The sequence below is a fragment of the Phyllobacterium endophyticum genome (assembly GCF_003010935.1).
In the GTDB taxonomy this organism is placed as follows: Bacteria; Pseudomonadota; Alphaproteobacteria; order Rhizobiales; family Rhizobiaceae; genus Phyllobacterium; species Phyllobacterium endophyticum.
In genome coordinates this window covers 207,775-231,038 of the sequence record NZ_PGGN01000004.1, presented here as the reverse complement: position 1 = coordinate 231,038, position 23,264 = coordinate 207,775, and the positions used below count along the sequence as shown (strand labels likewise).

Annotated in this window: 23 protein-coding genes; 13 read left to right on the top strand and 10 right to left on the bottom strand. The window is 56.4% G+C overall.

The window, feature by feature from the left end; genetic code table 11:
- The first annotated feature begins 493 nt into the window (after window positions 1-493).
- From CU100_RS19335 to CU100_RS19325, 3 genes are read left to right on the top strand one after another with little or no spacing between them, the layout of a single operon-like run.
- Window positions 494-1,534 carry a methionine ABC transporter ATP-binding protein gene (locus CU100_RS19335; protein WP_106718651.1) on the top strand — a complete coding sequence of 347 codons (1,041 nt, stop codon included), beginning with the start codon at window positions 494-496 and terminating at the stop codon, window positions 1,532-1,534.
- Entirely contained in the window at window positions 1,524-2,189 is a 666-nt protein-coding gene (locus CU100_RS19330) for a methionine ABC transporter permease (protein WP_106718230.1), read from the top strand. Before CU100_RS19335 ends, CU100_RS19330 begins: the two co-directional genes overlap by 11 nt.
- A 29-nt stretch (window positions 2,190-2,218) precedes the next feature.
- Window positions 2,219-2,998, top strand: coding sequence for a MetQ/NlpA family ABC transporter substrate-binding protein (locus CU100_RS19325; protein WP_106718650.1), 780 nt, complete (start codon window positions 2,219-2,221; stop codon window positions 2,996-2,998).
- 25 nt (window positions 2,999-3,023) lie between these two features.
- Here CU100_RS19325 and ugpC read toward each other — a convergent pair whose 3' ends face one another.
- From ugpC to CU100_RS19280, 9 genes are all read right to left on the bottom strand, one after another.
- Complete coding sequence (ugpC, locus tag CU100_RS19320) at window positions 3,024-4,103, bottom strand: sn-glycerol-3-phosphate ABC transporter ATP-binding protein UgpC (protein ID WP_106718229.1); 1,080 nt, start codon at window positions 4,101-4,103, stop codon at window positions 3,024-3,026.
- A gap of 7 nt (window positions 4,104-4,110) precedes the next feature.
- A complete protein-coding gene (ugpE, locus tag CU100_RS19315; protein ID WP_106718228.1) occupies window positions 4,111-4,959 on the bottom strand; it encodes a sn-glycerol-3-phosphate ABC transporter permease UgpE in 849 nt (282 codons plus the stop codon).
- Between the two features lie 9 nt (window positions 4,960-4,968).
- Window positions 4,969-5,859 carry a sn-glycerol-3-phosphate ABC transporter permease UgpA gene (gene ugpA / locus CU100_RS19310; protein ID WP_106718227.1) on the bottom strand — a complete coding sequence of 297 codons (891 nt, stop codon included), beginning with the start codon at window positions 5,857-5,859 and terminating at the stop codon, window positions 4,969-4,971.
- Between the two features lie 65 nt (window positions 5,860-5,924).
- Window positions 5,925-7,235: a sn-glycerol-3-phosphate ABC transporter substrate-binding protein UgpB gene (ugpB, locus tag CU100_RS19305; protein ID WP_106718226.1), complete on the bottom strand. Its 1,311-nt coding sequence runs from the start codon at window positions 7,233-7,235 to the stop codon at window positions 5,925-5,927.
- Between the two features lie 153 nt (window positions 7,236-7,388).
- Window positions 7,389-7,988, bottom strand: coding sequence for a bifunctional nicotinamidase/pyrazinamidase (gene pncA / locus CU100_RS19300; protein WP_106718225.1), 600 nt, complete (start codon window positions 7,986-7,988; stop codon window positions 7,389-7,391).
- A gap of 53 nt (window positions 7,989-8,041) precedes the next feature.
- The gene (nagA, locus tag CU100_RS19295) at window positions 8,042-9,202 is read right to left on the bottom strand and encodes an N-acetylglucosamine-6-phosphate deacetylase (protein WP_106718224.1); all 1,161 of its coding nucleotides are present in this window, start codon (window positions 9,200-9,202) and stop codon (window positions 8,042-8,044) included.
- On the bottom strand, window positions 9,199-10,209 hold the full coding sequence (locus tag CU100_RS19290) for an SIS domain-containing protein (protein WP_106718649.1): 1,011 nt from the start codon (window positions 10,207-10,209) through the stop codon (window positions 9,199-9,201). The genes nagA and CU100_RS19290 overlap by 4 nt, the downstream gene beginning before the upstream one ends.
- A gap of 17 nt (window positions 10,210-10,226) precedes the next feature.
- Window positions 10,227-11,015: a GntR family transcriptional regulator gene (locus tag CU100_RS19285; protein ID WP_106718223.1), complete on the bottom strand. Its 789-nt coding sequence runs from the start codon at window positions 11,013-11,015 to the stop codon at window positions 10,227-10,229.
- Complete coding sequence (locus CU100_RS19280) at window positions 11,008-11,889, bottom strand: BadF/BadG/BcrA/BcrD ATPase family protein (RefSeq protein ID WP_106718648.1); 882 nt, start codon at window positions 11,887-11,889, stop codon at window positions 11,008-11,010. Before CU100_RS19280 ends, CU100_RS19285 begins: the two co-directional genes overlap by 8 nt.
- Before the next feature lie 199 nt (window positions 11,890-12,088).
- Here CU100_RS19280 and CU100_RS19275 point away from each other — a divergent pair, with 199 nt between their 5' ends.
- The 10 genes from CU100_RS19275 to CU100_RS19230 all read left to right on the top strand — a co-directional run bounded on the left by CU100_RS19275 (window position 12,089) and on the right by CU100_RS19230 (window position 21,568).
- The gene (locus CU100_RS19275) at window positions 12,089-13,000 is read left to right on the top strand and encodes an N-acetylmuramic acid 6-phosphate etherase (protein ID WP_106718222.1); all 912 of its coding nucleotides are present in this window, start codon (window positions 12,089-12,091) and stop codon (window positions 12,998-13,000) included.
- 55 nt (window positions 13,001-13,055) lie between these two features.
- The gene (locus CU100_RS19270; protein ID WP_106718221.1) at window positions 13,056-14,315 is read left to right on the top strand and encodes an ABC transporter substrate-binding protein; all 1,260 of its coding nucleotides are present in this window, start codon (window positions 13,056-13,058) and stop codon (window positions 14,313-14,315) included.
- Window positions 14,316-14,466: 151 nt separating this feature from the next.
- Window positions 14,467-15,417, top strand: a complete 951-nt coding sequence (locus CU100_RS19265; protein ID WP_106718220.1) for a carbohydrate ABC transporter permease — start codon at window positions 14,467-14,469, stop codon at window positions 15,415-15,417.
- A 12-nt stretch (window positions 15,418-15,429) separates the two neighbouring features.
- Window positions 15,430-16,269 (top strand): carbohydrate ABC transporter permease, encoded by an 840-nt coding sequence (locus CU100_RS19260; protein WP_106718219.1) that lies wholly within the window; start codon window positions 15,430-15,432, stop codon window positions 16,267-16,269.
- Window positions 16,266-17,327: a Gfo/Idh/MocA family protein gene (locus CU100_RS19255; protein ID WP_106718218.1), complete on the top strand. Its 1,062-nt coding sequence runs from the start codon at window positions 16,266-16,268 to the stop codon at window positions 17,325-17,327. Before CU100_RS19260 ends, CU100_RS19255 begins: the two co-directional genes overlap by 4 nt.
- Window positions 17,328-17,355: 28 nt before the next feature.
- Window positions 17,356-18,360, top strand: a complete 1,005-nt coding sequence (locus tag CU100_RS19250) for an ABC transporter ATP-binding protein (RefSeq protein ID WP_106718647.1) — start codon at window positions 17,356-17,358, stop codon at window positions 18,358-18,360.
- 41 nt (window positions 18,361-18,401) lie between these two features.
- Entirely contained in the window at window positions 18,402-18,593 is a 192-nt protein-coding gene (locus CU100_RS19245) for a type II toxin-antitoxin system HicA family toxin (RefSeq protein ID WP_342588318.1), read from the top strand.
- A gap of 9 nt (window positions 18,594-18,602) precedes the next feature.
- Window positions 18,603-18,992: a type II toxin-antitoxin system HicB family antitoxin gene (locus tag CU100_RS19240; protein ID WP_106718217.1), complete on the top strand. Its 390-nt coding sequence runs from the start codon at window positions 18,603-18,605 to the stop codon at window positions 18,990-18,992.
- A 120-nt stretch (window positions 18,993-19,112) separates the two neighbouring features.
- Window positions 19,113-20,159, top strand: coding sequence for an L-glyceraldehyde 3-phosphate reductase (gene mgrA / locus CU100_RS19235; protein ID WP_106718216.1), 1,047 nt, complete (start codon window positions 19,113-19,115; stop codon window positions 20,157-20,159).
- A gap of 89 nt (window positions 20,160-20,248) precedes the next feature.
- On the top strand, window positions 20,249-21,568 hold the full coding sequence (locus CU100_RS19230) for a UDP-glucose dehydrogenase family protein (RefSeq protein ID WP_106718215.1): 1,320 nt from the start codon (window positions 20,249-20,251) through the stop codon (window positions 21,566-21,568).
- A gap of 10 nt (window positions 21,569-21,578) precedes the next feature.
- Here the strand turns inward: CU100_RS19230 and CU100_RS19225 are convergent, their stop codons facing one another.
- Window positions 21,579-23,261 carry an ArnT family glycosyltransferase gene (locus CU100_RS19225; protein ID WP_245419130.1) on the bottom strand — a complete coding sequence of 561 codons (1,683 nt, stop codon included), beginning with the start codon at window positions 23,259-23,261 and terminating at the stop codon, window positions 21,579-21,581.
- Window positions 23,262-23,264 lie beyond the last annotated feature (3 nt).

Sequence of the window (23,264 nt, the reverse complement as noted above, 5' to 3'; positions counted from 1 at the left end):
TCAAAAGTAATATTGCTCAAAAATTCTTTTGTTACTCAAATATATTCGGTGACCAAGGTTTTTTCAATCTGTGACCAGACCGATCGGGTAGCTCTTAGGCATTAGCTCTTATTGAGCAAATATCAAGCGCTTTCAAGTCGAATTATGTCATCGAGCAGGATCGGAAGTCGATGTTCTATCTGATGCCTCCTTACTGGAAAGACATTCCCGAAACCTGGGCAAATATGAAATGAGCTGTGTGTAAGCGACACACGTCATTGCTTATCGTCTGTTCAACAATGTGTTGTTCTCCCCAATCAGAGCCGAAAATGTCGATGTCTTCCGTCAAGGTCTATCGAAACTCGCAGATGGTCTGTATAGACGGCCGTAAAAAGGCAACAGGGCGGACGTGCGAGCGCCGCAAATGAATATGGCTGTTATAAGAGACGCGGCAACGAGCGCGCCGCAAGTGCTTCCGGTTGACAAAGCGACCATGTCCAGGACGACCAATCCAATGGTTGCGTTCGAACGCGTCTCCAAGCGCTTTGCCGCTGGGAAAACCGGCGCCGAAGTGGTGGCGCTGGACGACATCGAACTCGTGGTACCCCGTGGGTCGGTAACCGGAATCATCGGACGTTCCGGCGCGGGAAAGTCAACTCTGATCCGGCTCGTCAATGGACTGGAAAAGCCAAGTTCAGGCCGTGTTCTCGTCGACGGTGTGGATATTTCGGGAGTGGACGAAAAGAACTTGCGCGCTGTGCGCCGTTCGATTGGCATGATCTTCCAGCATTTCAATTTGCTCTCCTCGCGTACTGCCTTCGGCAATGTCGCCTTGCCGCTGGAGATTGCCGGCATGGGCAAGCAAGACATAGAAAACCGCGTGGGGCCTCTGCTAGATCTGGTCGGCCTGGCTGACAAGCGTGGGCGTTATCCTTCGGAGCTTTCAGGCGGTCAGAAGCAGCGCATCGGCATCGCCCGAGCGCTTGCGACCGAGCCGAAGCTTTTGCTCTCCGACGAAGCCACCTCGGCACTTGACCCGGAAACTACGCGTTCAATCCTTGCCTTGCTGCGGACGATCAACAAGGAACTCGGCCTTACCGTTCTTCTGATCACCCATGAAATGGAAGTTGTGAAGGCCATCGCCGACCATGTGGCGGTCATCGACGGTGGCCGCATCGTCGAGAAGGGGTCGACATTCGATGTGTTCACCGGACATACACACGAAACGACGCAGGCGCTGCTCGGCGGCCTTGCGGGCATGCACCTGCCGGAGTTCCTGACGAGCCGTATGTCGCCGCAACCCGAGCCCGGCTCGCGCACCATTCTCCGTGTCATATTCAAGGGCGAGAATGCGACGGAGCCCATGCTTGCTCGACTCGGCAGCGAACTGGGTATCGAAGTCAACATCATGGCCGGTGCGGTCGATGAAATTGCCGGACGTCCATTCGGTATGCTGGTGGTTTCCCTGCGTGCCGACGAGGTAAAAATTGCTGCGGCCCGGCAGTTCCTCGCCACTCACGGCCTGTTATCGGAGGTGGTAGGTTATGTCCGCTGACATCATCGCTCTTATCGTCAAGGCTACGGGTCAGACATTGTACATGGTGGCGGTCGCTGGCCTGATCGGTTCCCTGTTCGGTATCCCCCTCGGCGTTTTTCTGGCGACGAGCGGCCGGGGTGAACTTTTTGCTGCACCTTGGGTCAACAAGGTGCTTGGCGCCATCGTCAACGCGACGCGTTCCACGCCATTCATCATCCTTGTGGTTGCCATCATTCCGTTCACACGGCTCGTCGCCGGGACCTCGATCGGAACCACTGCTGCAATCGTTCCGCTGACGATTGCGACAATTCCCTTCGTTGCCCGACTGGTCGAAACAGCAGTTCGCGAAGTCGATCCTGGTCTGACTGAAGCAGCGCGTGCCATGGGTGCAAGCCCGATGCAGATCGTCTTCAAGGTGCTGCTTGCCGAGGCCCGGCCCGGCATTGCGTCCGCGCTCACCCTGACGATCGTAAGCCTGATAGGATATGCGGCAATGGTCGGCGCGATTGGCGGCGGTGGTCTGGGCGACCTCGGTATTCGCTACGGCTATCAGCGCTTCATGCCTGACGTCATGGCGGTGGTGGTCGTGGTGCTTATCGTGCTGGTCCAACTCGTCCAGAGCGCAGGCGACCGGTTGGCGCGGCAATTCGACAAGCGCAGCCGGCCCCGTTGAATTCATATAAAAAGCAGGAGTATGAAATGTTGAAAAAAATACTTGGCGTAGCAGCCCTGGCGGCTATCCTCGGCGCGACCGGTGCGCTGGCCGAAACTATCAAGATCGGAGTTACACCCGGCGAGCACGCGCAAATTCTGGAAAAGGTCGCGGAGGTCGCCAAGCCGAAGGGTCTCGATATAGAGATTCTGGAGTTCTCAGACTACGTCGTACCAAATCAGGCGCTGAACGACGGTGAGCTCGATGCAAACTCATTCCAGCACAAGCCTTACCTCGACAATCAGATCGCTGATCGCAAGTTCGATCTGGTCGATGTCGCCTATACAGTCAATTTTCCCATGGGCGTCTATTCGAAAAAGGTGAAGAGTTTCGATGAGTTGGCCGATGGGGCAACCATCGCAATTCCGAACGATCCGACGAATGGTGGCCGTGCCCTGCTGATCTTGGCCGACAGGGGCGCGATCAAGTTGAAGGAAGGCACAGGCCTGAAGGTGACGCCTGCCGACATCACGGAAAACAAGAAGAACTTCAAGTTCGTCGAGCTTGATGCCGCCCAATTGCCGCGTTCGATTGACGACGTGGATGCCGCCGCGATCAATACCAACTACGCACTCGAGGCGGGTCTCGATCCGATGAACGGCACGATCCTCAAGGAAGGCGAAAAAGCACCCTACATCAATCTTATCGCTGTTCGCACCGCCGACAAGGACAAGCCTTGGGTGAAGACGCTCATCGAGTCCTACCACTCGGATCCGGTGAAGCAGTTTATTCTTGAAAAGTACAAGGGTGCCGCTGTTCCAAGCTGGTAACGTGCAGTTGAAAGAGAGTCTCAGCTTACTCGGATGAGATTCTCTTTCCGTCGGTTCCAAAGAGATGCAGCTTGTCCGCCGGTATGATCACACGCAGGTGATCCTCGGTCTGCGAGGTTGAGCGGCCAGGAACCCTCACCACAACACGTTCACCGCCAACCATGCCATAGACGTAACTTTCCGCGCCCACCGGCTCGACGCCGAGGACCTTGAGATCAAGAGCCAGCCCTCCGGCATGCGTGTCTGTGCCAGCGGATACTTCAAGGTCTTCGGGACGGAAACCGATCAACGCTCCATTGCCTGGAATAACCAGTCCTTCAGCACCGATGCGTGTGCCATCACCCAGCACCAGTCCCGAGCCGTCGGCTGTGACCGGCACGAGATTCATGGGCGGTGCGCCGATGAAGCTGGCGACGAACGTGCTGGCCGGCTTCTCGTAAATATCGAGCGGTGCGCCGATCTGTTCTACCGAACCGGCGTTCATGACAACAAGAATGTCTGCAAGTGTCATGGCTTCAAGCTGGTCATGGGTAACATAGACGCTCGTCACGCCCAACTGCCGCTGCAGGTTCTTGATCTCGACCCGCATCTGGCCGCGCAGCTTGGCATCAAGGTTGGAAAGTGGCTCATCGAAAAGAAACACTTTCGGACTGCGCACTATAGCGCGGCCCATGGCGACACGCTGGCGCTGGCCGCCTGAGAGTTCCTTGGGGCGGCGTTCCAGAAGCTGAGTCAGTTCAAGGATTTGGGCCGCATCTTTCACACGTTTGTCGATCTGGTCCTTTGGCATTCCACGGTTTCGCAGACCGTAGGCCATGTTGTCGTAGACTTTCATATGCGGATAGAGCGCATAATTCTGAAATACCATCGCGATATCGCGTTCGGCAGGTCCGAGGTCATTGACCAGCTTGTTGTCGATTTTGACGGTGCCATCCGTAATGGATTCGAGCCCCGCGATCATGCGCAAGAGGGTCGATTTCCCGCAACCCGAGGGACCGACCAGCACGCACAGCGCACCATCATCGATGGCGATGTTGATGCCCTTCACTGCTTCGACGGAGCTACCATAGACTTTGCGGACATTTGTCAATTCTACATTTGCCATATCGGTATCATTTCTCCGTTTCGACCAAACCGCGCACGAACCATCGCTGCATCAACACGACGACGAGGACTGGAGGCAGTATGGCGAGAATGCAGGTCACCATCACCAGGTGCCATTCGGTATCGGCATCGGCGAAGGAAATCATTTTTCGCAGACCAATGACGATGGTCGACATGTCGTTGCGGTTCGTCATCAAAAGGGGCCAGAGATATTGCGTCCAGCCATAGATGAAGAGGATCACGAAGAGGGCCGCGATATTGGTCTTCGACAGCGGTAGCAGAATATCCTTGAAGAACCGCCATGGTCCTGCGCCGTCGACGCGTGCAGCTTCGACAAGTTCGCCGGGGATTGTCATGAAAAACTGGCGAAAGAGCAGGGTTGCGGTTGCAGAGGCCATGAGCGGCAGGATCAACCCCGTATAAGTGTCGATCAGACCGAGATCGACCATAATCTTGTAGGTGGGCAATATGCGGACTTCGACGGGCAGCATCAGGGTTATGAAGATGAGCCAGAAAAAGATCATGCGCCCGGGAAAGCGGAAAAAGACGATCGCGTAAGCCGACAGGATCGAAATACAGATCTTGCCGATCGCAATTCCGAGAGCCATGACCAGAGTGTTGAACAGGAGCCGATCCACGCCGACACCACCGATGCGGCCTACGCCACCGAAGAGCGCTGCCGAGTAATTCTCCCAAAAGTGCCCACCGGGCAGCAATGATAATGGCGGGCGCAGGATTTCCTGGAGCGATTGGGTCGAGGCGATGAACGTATAGTAGATCGGGAACGCCACGATCAATATACCGATGATCAATATGGCATGGGCGATCAGCCGGCCGATGGGATTGTTCTGGATCATGATCTGTCCTCAGCCATAGTGCACTTTGCGCTCGACATAGCGGAACTGAATCGCCGTCAGACCGATGACAATGATCATGAGGATCACTGATTGAGCGGCCGAGTCGCCAAGGATGAGATTGACGAAGCCGTCATTGTATACCTTGTAGACCAGTGTTTCCGTAGCCTTGCCTGGGCCGCCTCCGGTTACCGCGTGAATGATGCCGAACGTATCGAAGAAGGCATAGACGGTATTGACCACCAGCAGAAAGAACGTTGTCGGAGCAAGCAGCGGAAAGACGATGGTCCAGAAGCGCTTTGTTTCGCCTGCCCCATCGATGGCTGCGGCTTCGATCAGTGATTTCGGGATGGACTGCAGGCCGGCGACGAAGAACAGGAAATTATAGCTGATCTGTTTCCATGCGGCTGCCGAGACGATCAAAACCATCGCCTGATCGCCATTAAGTAGAGGGTCCCAATTATAGCCAGTCGAGCGGACAAGATAGGCGAGAGTGCCCATAGACGGATTGAACAGAAAAAGCCAAAGCATGCCGGCAATAGCCGGTGCGACCGCATAGGGCCAGATCATCAGCGTTCGATAGATGCCTTTGCCGCGGATAACCTTGTCGGCCATTACGGCAAGGAGCAAGGCAAGCGCCATAGCGATGAGCGCAGTGGCTACGGAGAAAATCAGAGTGACCTGGAGCGAATTAAGATAGTTCGGGTCCCCGAGTACCCGCCGGAAATTGTCGAGACCAACAAACTGCGTGGACAACCCGAAAGGATCCTCCCGCAGAACGGATTGATAGATTGCCTGTGATGCGGGCCAATAAAAGAATATTGCTGTGATGGCGAGTTGTGGTGCCAGGAGAACATAGGGCAATAGCTTGTTTGGGAAAGTGACGCGCGTTGACGATGCCATGAATGTCCCGTTCGTAAAAAGCCCCGCCCGCAGGATTACGGACGGGGCGGTCACCACGTGAAAATCTACTGGCCGATTGCCTGTTTTATTGCAGCATTGCCACGCTTGACGGCATTGTCGAGAGCCTGCTGGGCAGTCTGCTTTCCAGACAGCATGTTTTCGAATTCCTCATTCTGAATATCGCGAACCTGCGGCAGGTTGACAAGCCGGACACCCTTGGAGTTTTCGGTCGGTGCCTTGCCCATCATCTGCTGGATCGGCGTCTCGCGGCCGGGATTCTTGTCGTAGAATCCAGACTTTTTCGTTTCCTCGTAGGCCGCCAGAGTTACCGGCAAATAGCCCGAAACCTGATGCAGGCGGGCCTGGATTTCGGTCTTGGAGAGGAAATTGAAGAAGGCTGCTACGCCCTTGTACTGGTCGTCGCTCTTGCCTGCGAAGACCCAGAGGCTTGCACCGCCAGGGATCGTGTTCTGGGGAGCGTCCTTTGCCTCGGGCTCATAGGGCAACTGTCCGGTGCCGTAATTCATACCCGACTTGATGACATCACCAAGACCGCCGGACGAGTCGTTGTAAATGCCGCATTCGCCCGAAAGGAAAAGCTGTTTGGCTTCAGAAGTACGGCCTCCGTAACGGAAAGTACCATCCTTCGCGAGATCGGCGAGTTCCTGGAAGTGCTTGACGTAGATCGGTGCGTTGATCTCCAGCTCGACATCGGTGCCGCCGATGCCGTTTTCGTTCGAACCCCAGGGCAGGTTGTTCCAGGCGGCGAAATTTTCCGTGTGGATCCAGGTCAGCCAAGCCGATGTGTAGCCGCATTTGGCAGCACCGCTTGTCTTGATTTTCTTCGCTGCTTCCCAGACTTCCGGCCATGTCTTCGGCGGATTGCTGTCGTCGATCCCGGCCTTCTTGAAAATGTCCTTGTTGTAATAAAGGATTGGCGAGGAGCTGTTATAAGGGAAAGACAGCATCGTGCCGTCGGGTTTGGAATAATAGGCGACGATGCCAGGCAGGTAGAGGCTCTTGTCGAACTTGGCACCGCCCATGGAAAGGATGTCGGCCACGGGCTTGATCGCGCCCTCGGCAGCCATCATGACCCCGGTGCCGGCGTCGAATACCTGGATAATGTCAGGTGCCTGCTTGGCGCGGAAGGCCGCGATGCCTGCATTCAGCGTCTCGGGATAAGTGCCTTTGAACACCGGAACGACCTTATAGTCGCTCTGGCTTTCGTTGAATTCCTTGGAAAGCGTATTGACAACCTCGTTGTTGGCACCAGACATCGCATGCCACCAGCTTATCTCCGTGACGGCGAACGAGGAGGTGGATGAGGCGAGGACAACGGCGAGGGCCAGGCTCAGTGAAGTGCCGCGAAAGGTCATATGAATCTCCCATAACATACAAGGCGTCATCTAGGTGCGCTTGGGAGCAGTATCCTCATTATGTGACAGACAAACAACAGTTTTATGGCCGCAAACTCATATCCTGGTTGAAGGCTGTGGAAAAATGCTCAGCTGTTCACTCTTGAGGGCCTGTCAAACCAGCACAACGCCGGCCTTGCGCATCTTTGCCGTCATGGCAGCGAGCGAACCGCCCAGATCGATGCCGCGGCATGCATCGAGCAGCACCTCTGCGGTAAACCCGTGCTCGATAGCGTCCAGCGCGGAATATGCGACGCAATAATCCGTCGCGAGGCCAGCGAAAGTTACATTCGTGATACCGCGCTCGCGCAGATAGCCGGCAAGGCCGGTAGGGGTCTTGCGATCGTTTTCAAAGAACGTCGAGTAGCTGTCGATGTGAGGATGGAAACCTTTGCGGACCACCAGCTCGGCTTTTGTCCAGACCAGATCGGGGTGAAAGTCTGCCCCTGTCGAACCCTGGATACAATGATCCGGCCAGAGCGTCTGCTCACCATAGGGCATGACGATCGTTTCGAACGGTGCCTTGCCTCGATGCGAGGATGCAAAGCTCGAATGCCCTTGTGTATGCCAATCCTGCGTGAGGATAACGCGATCGAAGCGCTGGATAAGCTTGTTGATGATGGGGACGATCTCATCGCCGCCATCTACCGCCAGGGCGCCCCCCGGACAGAAGTCGTTCTGCACATCGACGACGATCAGCGCGTCCTTGGCCATCTCGGTTCTCCCATGAGGTGATGGTGATAAGTATGGCCGGCGGGCCTGTTCCGTCAACGGACGTAGTGAGAGTCTCCGCCAATCCAGACGTGATCGACCTCCAGCTCGTCGTCGAGATGTACGATGTTTGCACTATAGCCCGGGGCGAGCCGGCCATAATGATGGTCGATGCGGATGCTTTCGGCCGGATAGAGTGATGCCATCCGGAGGGCTTCATCCAGCGGTAGACCGAGTTCGCGGTGCACGAAGCGGACGGCGGAGATCATATCGAGGTCGGCACCTGCAAGCGTACCATCGTCCAGTGTAAGGCGACCACCGGCGCGCGTTATCGTACGGCCATTGAGCGTGAACGAAGTTATGTCGGTGCCTATCGTCGACATCGCGTCCGTGACCAGGAATATCTTCGCCGGCCCCTTCTTCGCTCGCAGCGCGATCCTCATCGACGCCTTGTCGACATGAAACCCGTCGGCGATCAATCCGGCCGACAGGTCACCTGATTCAAGTACGGCACCCACGACGCCTGGACTGCGATGGCCAAGTTGGCTCATGGCGTTGAACAGATGCGTTGCCATGGTTGCGCCTGCATCCTTGGCCGCCATAGCTATTTCGTAGGAGGCGCCGCTATGGCCGAGACTGACGATGACCCCCGCATCTACCATCGCCCTGATCTTGTCAGCCGGCACGGTTTCCGGTGCGACGGTGGTGAGCAGCACCGGCAAATGCTGCACGGCTTCGATGATGGCGAGCAGATCGGCGTCGCCCATTGGCCGGATCAATTTGGGGTCGTGCGTACCCTTATGCGTCAATGACAGGTGCGGCCCTTCTAGGTGCAGGCCAATGAAGCCTGCGACTTTTTCCTGGGCGGCTGCCTTACCAGCGGCGATAGCTGCTGCCGTGATTTCTGGCGTGTCGGTAATCAACGTCGGGAGCAAAGCAGTGGTGCCGAACGCAAAATGCGCATCGCATATGGTGCGAATAGCGTCGACATTTGGCCCGTCGTTGAGAAGTACGCCGCCACCGCCGTTGACCTGGACGTCGATGAATCCCGGCACCAGCTTGCCGCCATTCAATTCGACATGTCGAATGTCATTCGACACATCCGATCGCGCCGTGATGCTCTTGATCACGCCACCCTCGACAACCAGCGCTGAATCCCTGTGCCAGATTTCGCCGTCGAAAATCTCGGAGCCCGTCAGGGCATAAATCGTGCTCATATGGTTTCGGTCACTTTTCGTAGATGCGGCGGTTCGTCGGGATTGAGCCCGCGGCTGCGGGCGAAGCCTTCCACGAAAGCATAGAACGAGACAAGCAGCGCCAGTGGATCGGTCAGCGGGTGTGAGGTTGCCACAAACGGCAGTCCAGTCGCTTTCGATGGTTTGGATGATGTCAAAAAGACCGCAGCGCCTTGCTCGGCCAAACGACCTGCAGCGTCGACCAGGGAATCTTCGGCTGCATCTCGTGCCGCGAGAACAAGGATCGGGAAGCCCTTGCCGACAATCGCTTTGGGCCCATGCATGACTTCCGCAGCACTGAACGCTTCCGCGTGAACCGCACTTGTTTCTTTGAACTTCAATGCCATTTCGTTAGCAATAGCCAGCGATGGACCGCGTCCCAGCACGAATAGCGAATTCTCGTCCGTCACCGCGCCTGCAAAGGGCGACCAGTCACAGGCGACTGCCTTGGCAAGAGCCGCCGGAAGATCGTCAATGGCGGCCAGCAATTTCCGATCACCCGTCCAGTGACCGATCAGTGCCAGGCCGGCAACGGCCGAACTTACGAACGATTTCGTGGCGGCGACACTGCGTTCTGCCCCGGCCAGAATGTCGATCGGGAAGTCGACGGCATTGGCCAGATCAGAGTTGATGACGTTGGTGATGGCGATGGTAAGCGCTCCACTGTCGCTTGCGGCTTTGGTCATGCTGACAATATCCGGGCTTTTGCCCGATTGCGAGATGGACAGTGTTGCAGCGGAGCCGAGCTTCAACGTCACCCCGTAGATCGATGCAACGGAAGGACCGAGCGAGGCGACGGGAATACCTGCGGTAAGCTCACTCGAATATTTCAGGAACGCACTTACATGATCGGACGAGCCACGGGCGATCGATGCAAGGAAGGGCGGGTTCTTCTCGCGCAACTTTGCGCCAGCGGCAGCAAGGGTCTCGCGGGAGGCGTCGAGGAACCGAGCTGTCACATCGGGGATCGATACGATTTCTTCCCGCATGAGGGTCGTTTTGGTGTTCACAGCACTGCTCCTGATATTTCCGAAGATTCGCCGAGCTTCAATTCGGCGACGAATTCATAGGCGTCGGCCCGGTATATCGACCGGGTAAACTCGATCACCTTCCCCGACTCGAGATAAGATATCCGCTCGATGTTCAAGCTGGCGGAACCCGCCGGAACCTGGAGCAGTTTAGCATCATTTTCCTTCAGTATGGCCGCTGAAATGCGTTGGATGGCTCTTACCGGGCGGTTTCCGCTCTCTGCCAATACCGCATAGAGTGAAAGTGTGACGAGTTCCGGATTTGGCAGTACATGAATGGACAGCGCGGCTCGTTCGATAGCCATTGGCGTATCGTTGGCCACGCGTAATCGGCTGATCCGGGCCACCTTTTCTCCGGACGATAACCCGAGCGTTACCATTTCTTCTGGCGAAGGTGCATAAACTCCGCGGTCGAGCCACGTGGAGCGGACGATCATTCCACGCCTTGCCATGTCTTCCGTGAAAGATGTGAGGTGGGACAAGGATTGCTCGACGCGTGCCGAACGCGGTGCAACAAACGTGCCGGACCCATGACGCTGAACAAGAAGGCCTTCATTCACGAGGCCCTGAACGGCTTTGCGAACGGTCACCCGCGATATCTCCGCGATTGCAGCAAGTTCTCGCTCTGGCGGCAGCGCATCTCCGGGCATAAGCCTCCCGTCGCGCACCGCTTTTTCAATCAACCGTTGAAGCTTGACGTAAAGCGGACCGCCGACTGCAGAACTATCGTTCAGCGAGGGGAGAATATCGATCAGTCCGTCACCCATGAGCAACCTCCCTTGATGCGAAATTGCGCGCAGCGAGCTGGACTGCGCCTGTCAGCGCATCATTCGATGGTGCCTGCAGTATGGCGCGATAATGCGGTGACAGACGCGCACCGTAGAGAGCGCCGAGGCCCCCCAACAGGGAAAGGCGCATCCCGGTATCGGGCATGATGGCGTCCAGCCCTTCCTCGATCTGCGCAAGGGTCTTGTCCAAAAGAGCAAGCGCGACTTCGTCGTTCTTCGAGGCATATTCGAAGACAAGGGGAGCAAACGTGCCAAAATCACTCGGCGTTGCCGAATGAGCGAATTGAACGATCCGGTGCGGATTCCCACCGAATCGTTCCATGATGGCATCCGTCATCAACGAGCGGCGGTGAAACCGATCGTAGGCTAGCAAGGTCTCTTCCAGGGCGTCCCGACCAAGCCTGGCGCCGCCTCCGAGATCGCTAACCTTGAAGCCCCAGCCGCCGGCGAAACGGATATCGTTGCCGAGCCTCGTCACATAGGCCGAACCGGTGCCGAGTATCACTACAGTACCGTCATGATCGCCGAGTGCACCCTGAAGCGCGATCAGCCCGTCTGAATATACAAGCGATTTTTGAAACGGCAGCAAGGCTTCGAGCTTTGCGCCGTTGCCGCCAACATTGGCTCCCGCCAGACCGAGCACAGCAAAAACCGTTCCGCTGGCGGCAGCGTCAATGCCCGCCGCCTTGAATGCTGCTTCCGTCGCATCAAGTATGTTCAGGCGCGCGGTGTTCATGTCGGTCATGATATTGGCCGAACCACTCCTGCCGATGCCAATAACATTGCCGTTCAAGTCGGCCAATGCCGCCCTGCAGGCCGTTCCACCACCGTCAATTCCAAGGAGATAAGTCACGTTCAATCGTCCTCCAGCACTCAGAATACCAATAAAATACCAATAGCCAAGCGTTAATTTCTGTGTGACCTCTGTTTTCTTAATGTAGCTGATTTTGCTTACTAAATTGCCTATGGACTAAATGATTGCCGATTTATTTTAAGAATTGCTGGACAAGTGGTATTTTTTTGGCATTAATTATGGGAACGAGGAGCAAACAGTGGCACTTACCCGCACAGAGCAGCACAACGACAAGGCATGGGGGCTGGACGAAAGATCTCCAGTAGATGTTTTGCGGCTGCTGCATGAGGCGCAGCTTGAAGCTGCCGCTTCGGTCGTGCAGGCCATGCAATCAATCGCAGAAGCTTCCATCATCGCTGCCACCACGCTCGCGTCAGGTGGGCGTCTTGCCTATGCCGCAGCGGGCAGTTCAGGGCTGATGGCGATGGCGGATGCGCTTGAACTGCCCGGCACCTATGGTATTGCTCCCGACCGTGTCGTTATTCTGTTGGCTGGCGGTGTCGCCAGTCTCAACCGTCTGGCGGGAACCTACGAAGATGACGCCAGCCAGGCCGCTAGCGATATTTCAGCGGCCGGACTTGTCGCAGGTGATTGCCTGATCGCGATTTCCGCCAGCGGCACAACTCCCTATGCACTCGCCGCAATCGACGAAGCGAAGAAACGCGGCCTCAAGGTCATTTCGATCGCCAATAATCCTGCCGTGCCGATGTTTGAAAAGGCGGACGTAGCGATTGCGCTGGAAACACCGGCGGAAATGGTTGCGGGTTCAACCCGCATGGGGGCGGGCACCGCGCAGAAAATCGCACTCAATCTGTTGTCCACTTTGATGGCCATCCGTCTTGGTCATGTCCATGACGGGTATATGGTCAATCTCGTAGCGGACAATATCAAGCTGCGCGAGCGTGCAACGCGCATCGTCTCGGCGATCAGCGCTTGTGATGAGAGCCATGCAGCAAAATTGCTGAAAGCAAGCGGCGGCTCGGTCAAGCTGGCGATTCTTCTCGCCGCTGGTGCGGAGAACGCCGAAAATGCATCAAACCTTCTCGAAAGCAATCAACAGAGGCTTCGCCCGGCGCTTTCGGAACTCAAAGAGGGTCTCGGTTCTCGTTAAGAATCCGGGGCTCTCATCAACGGCACTGCTCAAAAGGGTGCAACAGGAGACTAAAATGGGAAGCACGACTTTAAAAACTTTGCTTATGGCGACGAGCATTCTGGCTACTGCCGGATTTGCGCGCGCTGCCGACACAACTCTGACGATCGAAAGCTGGCGTACCGACGACCTTAGCGTCTGGCAGGAAAAACTCATTCCCGCTTTCGAAGCCAAGAACCCGGGTATCAAAGTGAAATTCGCTCCGACGCCGCCGACGGAATATGATGCTGCCCTCGGTGCGCGCTTCGATGCCGGCAGTGCTGGTGATATCATCACCTGCCGTCCTTTCGACAAGTCACTGGAACAGTTCAAGCGCGGCAATCTGACGAGCCTCAATGACCTTCCGGGCATGAAGAACTTCTCTGACGTAGCCAAGTCCGCGTGGACGACCGACGACGGCAAGGACACGTTCTGCGTGCCGATGGCATCGGTCATCCACGGCTTCATCTACAACAAGGACGCCTTCGACAAGCTCGGGATTGCCGTTCCGACGACAGAAGCCGAGTTTTTCGCGGCTCTCGACAAGATCAAGGCCGATGGCACGTACATACCGATGGCCATGGGCACCAAGGACCTCTGGGAAGCCGCGACGATGGGCTACCAGAACATCGGGCCAACATACTGGAAGGGCGAGGAAGGTCGCGCCAAGCTCATCAAAGGCGAGGCAAAGCTGACTGATCCCGAGTGGGTCGAGCCCTACAAGGTTCTTCTCAAGTGGAAGGATTATCTCGGTGATGGCTTTGAAGCACAGACCTATCCGGATAGCCAGAACCTGTTCACCCTTGGACGTGCGGCTATCTATCCGGCCGGTTCGTGGGAAATCGGCCTGTTCAATACGCAGGCGCAGTTCAAGATGGGAGCATTCCCGCCGCCGGTGAAGAATGCCGGTGACGCCTGCTACATCTCGGACCACAACGATATCGGTGTTGGCCTGAATGCCAAGAGCGCGCATGCGGAAGAAGCAAAGAAGTTCCTGGACTGGGTCGCCTCGCCGGAATTCGCCGAAATCTATGCCAACGCTCTGCCGGGCTTCTTCAGCCTGAATTCAACGCCGGTAAAGATGCAGGATCCGCTGGCACAGGAATTCGTGTCATGGCGTGAAAAGTGCAAGCCGACAATCCGTTCGACCTATCAGATCCTGTCGCGCGGCACGCCGAATCTCGAGAACGAAACTTGGGTTGAAGCGGCCAACGTCATCAACGGCACGGATACGCCCGAGGCTGCCGCCAAGAAGCTTCAGGACGGTCTCGACAGCTGGTACAAGCCTGCGAAATAATTAGTCTATTGCCGGGGCCGTCTTTGCGATGGTCCCGGCTATTTCCTTATCTGGTCGCCGGGTCCGCCCTTGCGCTACCATGATCGAAAAGCGGCAGTCGCGGGCCGCGTTCTTCTGCGACCAATAATCATAAGCAGGGGTCTCAAAATCAATGAGCACAGTCGAACAATCATTTGTCAGTCAAGGCGAGGATAAGCGGCGCCGGCGCTGGCACATCCTTGTTTTCCTGTTGCCAGCCCTGCTCGTCTACACGGCTGTGATGATCCTGCCGCTTGTCGAAACGCTCCGGCTTTCGCTGTTCAACGTCAGGGATAACCAGAGTGTCTTCGTTGGCCTCGACAATTTCCAGGTCCTGTTCGGCGATCCGCGATGGGCCGCCAGCTTCTGGAATGCGCTGCGCAACAACTTCGTGTTCTTTGTCATCCATATGCTGGTTCAAAACCCGATCGGGGTAGCCCTTGCTGCGCTGTTGTCAGTGCCGAAGCTGCGCTTCGGTGCCTTCTATCGTACCGCAATGTTCCTGCCGACATTGCTGTCCTTTGTCATCGTAGGGTTTATCTGGAAGCTCATTCTCTCGCCGATATGGGGCGTTTCGCCTTTCCTGCTCGATCTGGTCGGACTGAAATCGCTGTTCTCGCCGTGGCTTGGCAAGCCTGGCAGCGCCTTGATCGCTGTTTCGCTGATCTCGGTCTGGCAATATGTCGGCATTCCGATGATGCTGATCTATGCCGCCATGCTGAATATTCCCGACGAGGTTCTTGAGGCGGCGGAATGCGATGGCGTTACCGGCTGGAGCCAATTCTGGAAGATAAAGCTGCCGCTTATCCTGCCGTCCATCGGCATCATCTCGATCCTGACTTTCGTCGGCAATTTCAATGCGTTCGATCTGGTTTATACAGTTCAGGGTGCGCTCGCGGGACCGGACGGCGCGACGGATATTCTAGGCACCTTGCTTTACCGGACGTTCTTCGGTTTTCAGTTGCAAATCGGCGACAAATCCATGGGCGCGACGATCGCGACAGTGATGTTTCTCATCATTCTGTCGGGTGTCTGCCTCTATCTGTTTGCCATCCAGCGGCGAATGCGCCGCTATCAGTTCTGAGGGCTCGAGATCATGGCAAAGCCAACAGCATCGCCCGTCCGCACCGGTATCGTCCATCTGGCGCTCATCATCTATACGCTGATCGCGTTGTTTCCGGTATTTCTGACCGTCATCAACTCGTTCAAGGATCGTGCATCGATTTTCCGCGATCCGCTGGGATTGCCTACGCCGTCGACCTTCAGCCTGATCGGCTACCAGACTGTACTTGGACAGGGTGATTTCGTTCTGTACTTCCAGAACAGTTTCATCGTGACAGGCGTCTCGATCTTCTTCGTCCTTCTGTTCGGAGCAATGGCAGCTTTCGCACTGTCGGAATATCGCTTTCGCGGCAATACGTTGATGGGGCTTTATCTGGCGCTTGGTATCATGATCCCGATCCGCCTCGGCACGGTGGCGATCCTGCAGGGCATGGTTGCTGCCGGACTGGTCAACACGCTCACCGCTCTCATACTCGTCTACACCGCACAAGGCCTGCCCCTGGCCGTCTTCATTCTAACGGAATTCATGCAAACCGTGTCGGATGATTTGAAGAATGCCGGGCGCATCGATGGCTTGTCTGAGTACTCGATCTTCTTCCGGCTGGTGCTGCCACTCGTGCGGCCCGCTATGGCCACTGTGGCTGTTTTCACCATGATCCCGATCTGGAACGATCTTTGGTTCCCGCTCATCCTTGCGCCGAGCGACGCTACCAAGACCGTGACGCTCGGCTCGCAGGTGTTCATTGGCCAGTTCGTGACCAACTGGAATGCGGTGCTTGCGGCGTTAACGTTGGCTATTGTGCCGGTTCTTGTTCTCTATCTCATTTTCTCGCGGCAGCTCATCCGCGGCATTACCTCGGGAGCGGTAAAATGATCGAAGAAAAGCCGGTTCGGGTACTCGTGGCGGGACTGGGCAATATGGGGCGCAGCCATGCGCTCGCCTATCACAACAACCCCGGCTTCAAGATCGTCGGGCTTGTCAACCGTTCCGTTGTGCCATTGCCGGATGAACTTGCCGGCTACACGATCCACTCCTCCTTCGAGCAGGCGCTGGTGGACTTGAAGCCGGATCTTGTTTCGATCAATACCTATTCCGATAGCCATGCGGGATATGCGATTGCCGCCATGGAGGCAGGCGCGGACGTTTTCGTCGAGAAGCCATTGGCAACGACGGTTGCAGACGCAGAGCGCGTTGTGGCCGCCGCCAGAACACATGGACGCAAACTGGTCATCGGCTATATCCTCCGCCACCACCCCTCCTGGATGCGACTGATCAGCGAGGCACGCAAACTCGGCGGCCCCTATGTTTTCCGCATGAACCTCAATCAGCAATCGAGCGGCGCGACGTGGGAAACGCACAAGTCGCTGATGAAGACCACGTCGCCTATCGTCGATTGTGGTGTGCACTACCTCGATGTCATGCTTCAAATTACCGACGCCAACCCCGTTCAGGTGCGCGGCATGGGCGTGCGCCTCTCCAATGAGATTGACCCCGACATGTATAATTACGGTCATCTCCAGGTGTTGTTCGATGACAAGACGGTCGGCTGGTACGAGGCCGGGTGGGGACCGATGATCTCAGAAACCGCTTTCTTCGTGAAGGATGTGATTTCACCTAACGGTTGCGTTTCCATCGTCATGGACCAGAACGCAAAGTCGGATGATATCGACTCGCATACCAAGACGTCTACCATCCGCCTGCACTCGGCGAAGACCGGCCGGGATGGCCGCTTCGCCGGGGCCGACGAACTTCTAAGCATGGCCGGCGAACCGGAACATCAGGAACTGTGTGATCTGGAACAGGCGTTTGTTCTCAAGGCCATACGCGAAGATCTCGACCTTGGCCGGCACATGCAGGATGCCGTGCGCTCGCTCGGTGTCTGCCTTGCTGCGGACCAAAGCGTCCGCACCGGCCAACCAGTTGATCTATGAATTTGAATCAAGAAGCGGGAACAAGACATTGGGTTCTTTGAAGATTGAAAATATCCGCAAATCCTTCGGTCAGGTCGATGTGCTGAAAGGCATCGATCTTGAAGTCAAGGATGGCGAGTTCGTGATTTTTGTCGGACCGTCCGGTTGCGGCAAATCCACATTGTTGCGGGTTATTGCCGGACTTGAAGACGCAACTTCGGGCGACATCCTCATCGATGGCAAAAAGGTCAATAATACACCGCCGGCCAAGCGCGGCATCGCCATGGTTTTCCAGACTTATGCGCTCTATCCACATCTTTCCGTTCGAGACAATATGGGGCTCGGTCTGAAGCAGGCCGGAAAACCCGCGGAAGAGATTAAGGAGCGCATTGGAATCGCCTCGAGCATGTTGTCGCTGGATGACTATCTCGAACGCCGTCCGGCAGAGCTTTCCGGTGGCCAACGTCAGCGCGTCGCTATCGGTCGTGCCATCGTTCGCGAGCCGCAGCTATTCCTTTTTGACGAGCCGCTGTCGAACCTCGATGCGGCCCTGCGCGTCAACACGCGCATCGAAATTGCGCGTCTGCACCGGCAACTCAAGGCGACGATGATCTATGTGACGCATGATCAGGTCGAGGCGATGACATTGGCCGACAAGATCGTCGTGCTGAACAAGGGACGGATCGAACAAGTTGGCTCGCCCATGGAATTGTACAATGCGCCGCAGACCGTGTTTGTCGCCGGCTTTATCGGATCGCCGCAAATGAACTTGATCGATGCCACAAAGCTGGGTCTAAGTGGCGCCAAAACGATTGGAATTCGTCCGGAGCATATTCAGGTCAGCAAGACATCCGGCGAATGGAAAGGCGCGGTTATCCATGTCGAACACCTCGGTGCCGATACGATCATCTATCTTCAGACCGATTTTGGCCCCCTGACTGTTCGCCTGTTCGGAGAGCACAGGTTCGATGTTGATGGCGTACTTTATGCAACTCCTGATGCAGGCCGGATATATCGGTTCGACAATGAGGACCAGGTCATAAAGGATGGCTAGCCTTCAGCACTTCGAAATTGACGGATCAGGTCTGAGTGTGTATGATGCGCATCATGAAGAGTGCGGACATTATCCGGGAACTTGTCATGGCAGGATGGATTTTGGACCGCATTCGTGGTTCGCACCACGTCTTCAAACATCCGGATCGACCTGGTTGTGTCGTTGTACCACATCCAAGGAAGGATTTGGGCGTGGGGCTCGCTAAGGCCATCTATAAACAGGCCGGCTTGTAGGAGGAAGATTTGCGTTATCCCATTGCCATTGAACCTGGTTCTGAAACCACAGCATTCGGGGTCGTTGTTCCTGATTTGCCTGGATGCTTTTCTGCAGGTGACACTCTGGACGAAGCGATGTCGGGCGCCGAAGAAGCCGCAGCCGCATGGATCGATGCCGCGCTTGATGCCGGAGAGTCAATTCCTGCTCCTTCGGGGTTGGAGGCGCTGCGAACCAATCCTGAATATGCAGGGTGGCTGATTGGCGTCATCACCCTCGACCCAGCGCTTCTGGACGATACTATCGAGCGTGTGAACATTACTCTTCCCCGCCGTGTCCTGCGTCGCCTTGATGCCTTGGCTCAAGCGGCCGGAGAAAGCCGCTCGGGATATATTGCTCACCTCACTCTGGAAAATTGAGATCACAGAACAGCCACTATTCATATCATGACATCACCATGCGTATGGGGCATAGTCCGGCGCGCGTAACAGGAGTCGTTTCCCTGCGCTGCTATACATGATGAGAACAGGACGGATGCTATGGGCTGGACGCCGGATTCAAAGCGCTACGATTCGATGAAATATAACCGTTGCGGCAGGAGTGGGCTAAAACTTCCAGCTATTTCATTGGGTCTGTGGCACAATTTCGGTCATGATACGCCGCACAATGTCAAGCGGGCGATCTGCCGGCAGGCATTCGACCTCGGCATTACGCATTTCGACCTTGCCAATAATTATGGCCCGCCTCCAGGGGCGGCTGAAGAAGCGTTCGGCGAAATCTTGCGAAGTGATTTCAAGGGCTATCGTGACGAGCTGATTATCTCGTCCAAGGCGGGCTACAACATGTGGCCAGGGCCCTACGGCGAATGGGGAAGCCGTAAATACGTCATCGCCAGCTGCGATCAAAGTCTGAAGCGTCTTGGCCTCGACTATGTCGACATCTTCTATTCGCACCGGTTCGATCCGGATACACCTCTCGAAGAAACGATGATGGCCCTCGATCACATTGTGCGATCCGGCCGGGCTCAATATGTCGGCATTTCGTCGTATAACTCGCACCGCACCCGCGAAGCGGCGGCTATCCTCGAGGAACTCGGGACACCTTGCCTCATCCATCAGCCAAGCTATTCGATGATCAACCGCTGGATCGAGGAAGACGGATTGATCGACACTCTGGAAGATCTCGGCATCGGCTCCATGGTGTTTTCTCCATTGGCGCAAGGCATGCTTACCGACAAGTATCTGAAGGGTGTGCCGGATCAAAGCCGGGCCGCGCAGGGGAAGTCGCTCAATCCAGATTTCCTGACCGAAAGCAATATCGCGAACATTCGTGCGCTCAATGAGATTGCGTCCAAGCGCGGCCAGACGCTCGCTCAGATGGCAATTGCCTGGGTTCTCAGGAAAGGCCGCATTACCACAGCGCTTATCGGCGCCAGCAAACCGCAACAGGTGATCGACTGCGTGAAATCACTTGAAAATCTCGAATTCACCGATGCTGAACTTGCCGAGATCGACAGCTTCGCCAGCGACGCGAATGTCAATCTCTGGGCCGCATCTGCAGAGCGCAAAGGCCCGCAGCGCAAGTAAAACACCACCCTCGATGCAAAGTGAAATTGGCATGGCGTTACGAATGTGCGAAACGTCTCGTCAGTAACTGATAAGGATTGGATCGTTCAATGAAGATTGCGATGATAGGTACCGGGTATGTCGGTCTGGTGTCGGGCGTCTGTTTTGCCGAGTTTGGTTTTCAGGTTACCTGTGTCGACAAGAATCCATCGATTATCGAGCGGCTGCAGGCCGGCGAAGTAACGATCTATGAACCTGGCTTGGACGAGTTGCTGGTGCGCAACGCGCGCGACGGGCGATTGACGTTCACGACTGAACTTGCGGCCACCGTTGCCGATGCCGATGTGATCTTTGTTGCGGTGGGCACGCCCTCGCGGCGCGGCGACGGCGAGGCCGACCTGCAGTATATACATGCGGCTGCCGATGAGATTGCCGCAGCGATGAAGCCAAACGCGGTCATTGTCATCAAATCCACCGTGGTCGTGGGCACCAATGCCGACGTGCGTGCCCGTATCGCCAAAGCGCGGCCGGATGTGCCGTTTTCGATGGTTTCCAATCCGGAGTTCCTGCGAGAAGGCTCCGCCGTCGAAGATTTCCTGCGGCCCGATCGTGTCGTTGTCGGCGTTCATGATGATGCCGGCGCAGCGGCGATGAAGCGCGTTTACCGGCCGCTATACCTGCGCGAGACGCCGATGATCGTCACGACGCTGGAAAACGCCGAGATCATCAAATACGCGGCCAACGCTTTCCTGGCCATGAAGGTTACGTTTATCAACGAAGTAGCCGACCTGTGCGAAAAAGCGGGAGGAAACGTACAGGATGTGGCGCGCGCCATCGGCATGGACAATCGTATCGGTTCGAAGTTCCTGCACGCCGGGCCGGGGTTTGGCGGATCGTGCTTCCCGAAGGATACACGCGCTTATGCTGCGACGGGACGCAAGGTGAACGCGCCGCAGACGCTCATCGAACAGGTCGTTACCATCAACGAGCAGCGCAAGCGTTCCATGGCGGAACGTGTGATTGAGGCAGCAAAGCAGACCGGAGCGACTTCGGTTGCAGTGCTCGGCATCGCCTTCAAGCCCAATACCGATGACATCCGGGAAGCTCCGGCGCTCGACATCATTCCGGCGCTGCAAAAGGCTGGCCTGACCGTGCGGGCGCATGATCCAGAGGCACGTGCAGCGGGAGAGGCCGTTCTGCCTGGCGTTGTCTGGTGCAAGTCCGCTTACGAAGCCGTCGACGGGGCAGGGATCACCCTTCTGCTGACCGAGTGGAATGCCTACCGTGCGCTGGATCTGAAGCGGGTCTCGACACTTATGAGCGGCAAGCTCCTGTTCGACTTGCGCAACGTTTTCAACGCGCAGGACCTTGACGGATCTGGCCTGGAATATCGCTCTGTCGGGCGGCCGCTGGTTGGCAATAGCGCCTGACTTCAGGCCGCTATTTGACCGCCCTGTACAGAGTTATAGTCGTGTTGCGGCCCTTGCTATAATTGATCCCGGTGAGGGTTGCGACTGCCGCAACTGACTTCTCGCCCTCTGGCAAAGCCTGGATGAAAGCGGTGCGCTCTCGTTCGTCCACCGCTGAAATGGCACAGGCAGGATCGCCGGTCAGATGTTTGGCTGCGCCCGCTCCATCGGTGAGAATTGTCGGCGTACCGGCAAGAAATACCAGGCTTGGTTCGGCATAGCTGGCGGAGGCCAATACGCTGTTCTCGCATTTTTTGACCGCGTTGAATGCATTGGCGATTGCGGGGCTCAGCCACATGGGAGTAAGTGCGGGGACTACGCCCCATGTCAGCAGTACAAGGGTAATAATCGCAAAGGTTGCAGCAGCTTGCAGCGCACGCTTCAGATTGTGATTCAACACCAGCCCGCTGGCAAATACCCCTGCAGCGAGCGCCGTGAAGAACGCGATGATTCCAGCAAATGAGAACGATCCGGTCATGACATAGGGCAGGACAAGTCCGGCGCCCATGAAGCCGAGTGTGGCTGCGGCCAGACCTACCAGCGTGAGCCGTTCCATCCATTTCTGCCAGCGCCAGCGATAGGGCTGCGTGGCGATACCCGTGTCGATGGCCCAGGCCATCATCAACAGAAGGGCCGGATAGGCTGGCAGGATGTAGTGCGGAAGCTTGGTCGGGATGAGTTCCGTTACCAGCCAGAACGGCACGTACCAGGCCATCAGAAAGGCTAATCGCGGATCTTCCCGAATGCGGCTCAAGGCTTGCAGGCCGCCACGAATGGCAAGAACGCCGAACGGCCAGATGAACACAACAAAGATCAGAGCAAAATAACCTGGCGGTGCGCCATGGCTTTCCTGCCCATCGCCGACCTTAGACAGGAAATCCTTGTTGACGGATTCGTTGAAGAAGGCACCGCCGCTCTTGATCGTAATCAAAATTAGCCAAGGCAGCACAATGGCCAGCAGGATGAGGATGCCGCTGAAAGGCTTCAGTCGTTTCAGCCATCGCCACTCGCGGTAGAAGAGGCTGAGCGATCCCATCGTCAAAAGCCCGACGAAGGGCGTTATCGGTCCCTTGATAAGAACCCCAATTGCCGTCGCCACCCAGAATATTATCGCTGGCGCCCATTTTCCCGCTGCCTGCCTGCGGCTCGCCATCCAGATTGATGCAAGCGCACCCTGCGCGATGACAACGGTTGCCAGCACAGTTGCGTCGGTCTTTGCGACGCGAGCTTCGAAGCCGAGCATGACGATGGCGGCAAGGGCGATGCCGGCCATGAGTCCGGCGCTCTGCCCGAATAGGAAGGCCCCCAGGGCCGCAGTTCCCAGAACTGCAATTGTTGCACCGGTCACCGAGACGAGGCGGTAAACCCAAACCGGTGCGCTCGTATCGTAACCAGTCAGTTTCAGCGCGGCACTCTGCAACCAGTAAATACCAATCGGCTTCTTGTATCGCGATGCGTCCTGAAAGCGGATGTCGACATAGTCGCCGCTCTCTGCCATTTGGCGCGTCGCCTGAACGTAGCGCGATTCGTCGCGGTCCAATGGCGGTATGGAGGCGATTCCCGGAACGAACGACACGAGACAAATGAAGATCAGCAACAGATAGTGAGCCGCGCGCAGCCTCATGCTGCCGGGAACCGGATAGGAATTCGTCATCAG

What these genes read in the sequence shown, in the direction of transcription:
- CU100_RS19335 (WP_106718651.1), top strand. Translation starts at nt 494, where the DNA reads ATGGTTGCGTTCGAACGCGTCTCCAAGCGCTTTGCCGCTGGGAAAACC.
- CU100_RS19330 (WP_106718230.1), top strand. Translation starts at nt 1,524, where the DNA reads ATGTCCGCTGACATCATCGCTCTTATCGTCAAGGCTACGGGTCAGACA.
- ugpC (WP_106718229.1), bottom strand. Translation starts at nt 4,103, where the DNA reads ATGGCAAATGTAGAATTGACAAATGTCCGCAAAGTCTATGGTAGCTCC.
- ugpE (WP_106718228.1), bottom strand. Translation starts at nt 4,959, where the DNA reads ATGATCCAGAACAATCCCATCGGCCGGCTGATCGCCCATGCCATATTG.
- ugpA (WP_106718227.1), bottom strand. Translation starts at nt 5,859, where the DNA reads ATGGCATCGTCAACGCGCGTCACTTTCCCAAACAAGCTATTGCCCTAT.
- ugpB (WP_106718226.1), bottom strand. Translation starts at nt 7,235, where the DNA reads ATGACCTTTCGCGGCACTTCACTGAGCCTGGCCCTCGCCGTTGTCCTC.
- pncA (WP_106718225.1), bottom strand. Translation starts at nt 7,988, where the DNA reads ATGGCCAAGGACGCGCTGATCGTCGTCGATGTGCAGAACGACTTCTGT.
- nagA (WP_106718224.1), bottom strand. Translation starts at nt 9,202, where the DNA reads ATGAGCACGATTTATGCCCTGACGGGCTCCGAGATTTTCGACGGCGAA.
- CU100_RS19290 (WP_106718649.1), bottom strand. Translation starts at nt 10,209, where the DNA reads ATGCGGGAAGAAATCGTATCGATCCCCGATGTGACAGCTCGGTTCCTC.
- CU100_RS19285 (WP_106718223.1), bottom strand. Translation starts at nt 11,015, where the DNA reads ATGGGTGACGGACTGATCGATATTCTCCCCTCGCTGAACGATAGTTCT.
- CU100_RS19270 (WP_106718221.1), top strand. Translation starts at nt 13,056, where the DNA reads ATGGGAAGCACGACTTTAAAAACTTTGCTTATGGCGACGAGCATTCTG.
- CU100_RS19265 (WP_106718220.1), top strand. Translation starts at nt 14,467, where the DNA reads ATGAGCACAGTCGAACAATCATTTGTCAGTCAAGGCGAGGATAAGCGG.
- CU100_RS19260 (WP_106718219.1), top strand. Translation starts at nt 15,430, where the DNA reads ATGGCAAAGCCAACAGCATCGCCCGTCCGCACCGGTATCGTCCATCTG.
- CU100_RS19255 (WP_106718218.1), top strand. Translation starts at nt 16,266, where the DNA reads ATGATCGAAGAAAAGCCGGTTCGGGTACTCGTGGCGGGACTGGGCAAT.
- CU100_RS19245 (WP_342588318.1), top strand. Translation starts at nt 18,402, where the DNA reads ATGATGCGCATCATGAAGAGTGCGGACATTATCCGGGAACTTGTCATG.
- mgrA (WP_106718216.1), top strand. Translation starts at nt 19,113, where the DNA reads ATGGGCTGGACGCCGGATTCAAAGCGCTACGATTCGATGAAATATAAC.
- CU100_RS19230 (WP_106718215.1), top strand. Translation starts at nt 20,249, where the DNA reads ATGAAGATTGCGATGATAGGTACCGGGTATGTCGGTCTGGTGTCGGGC.
- CU100_RS19225 (WP_245419130.1), bottom strand. Translation starts at nt 23,261, where the DNA reads ATGACGAATTCCTATCCGGTTCCCGGCAGCATGAGGCTGCGCGCGGCT.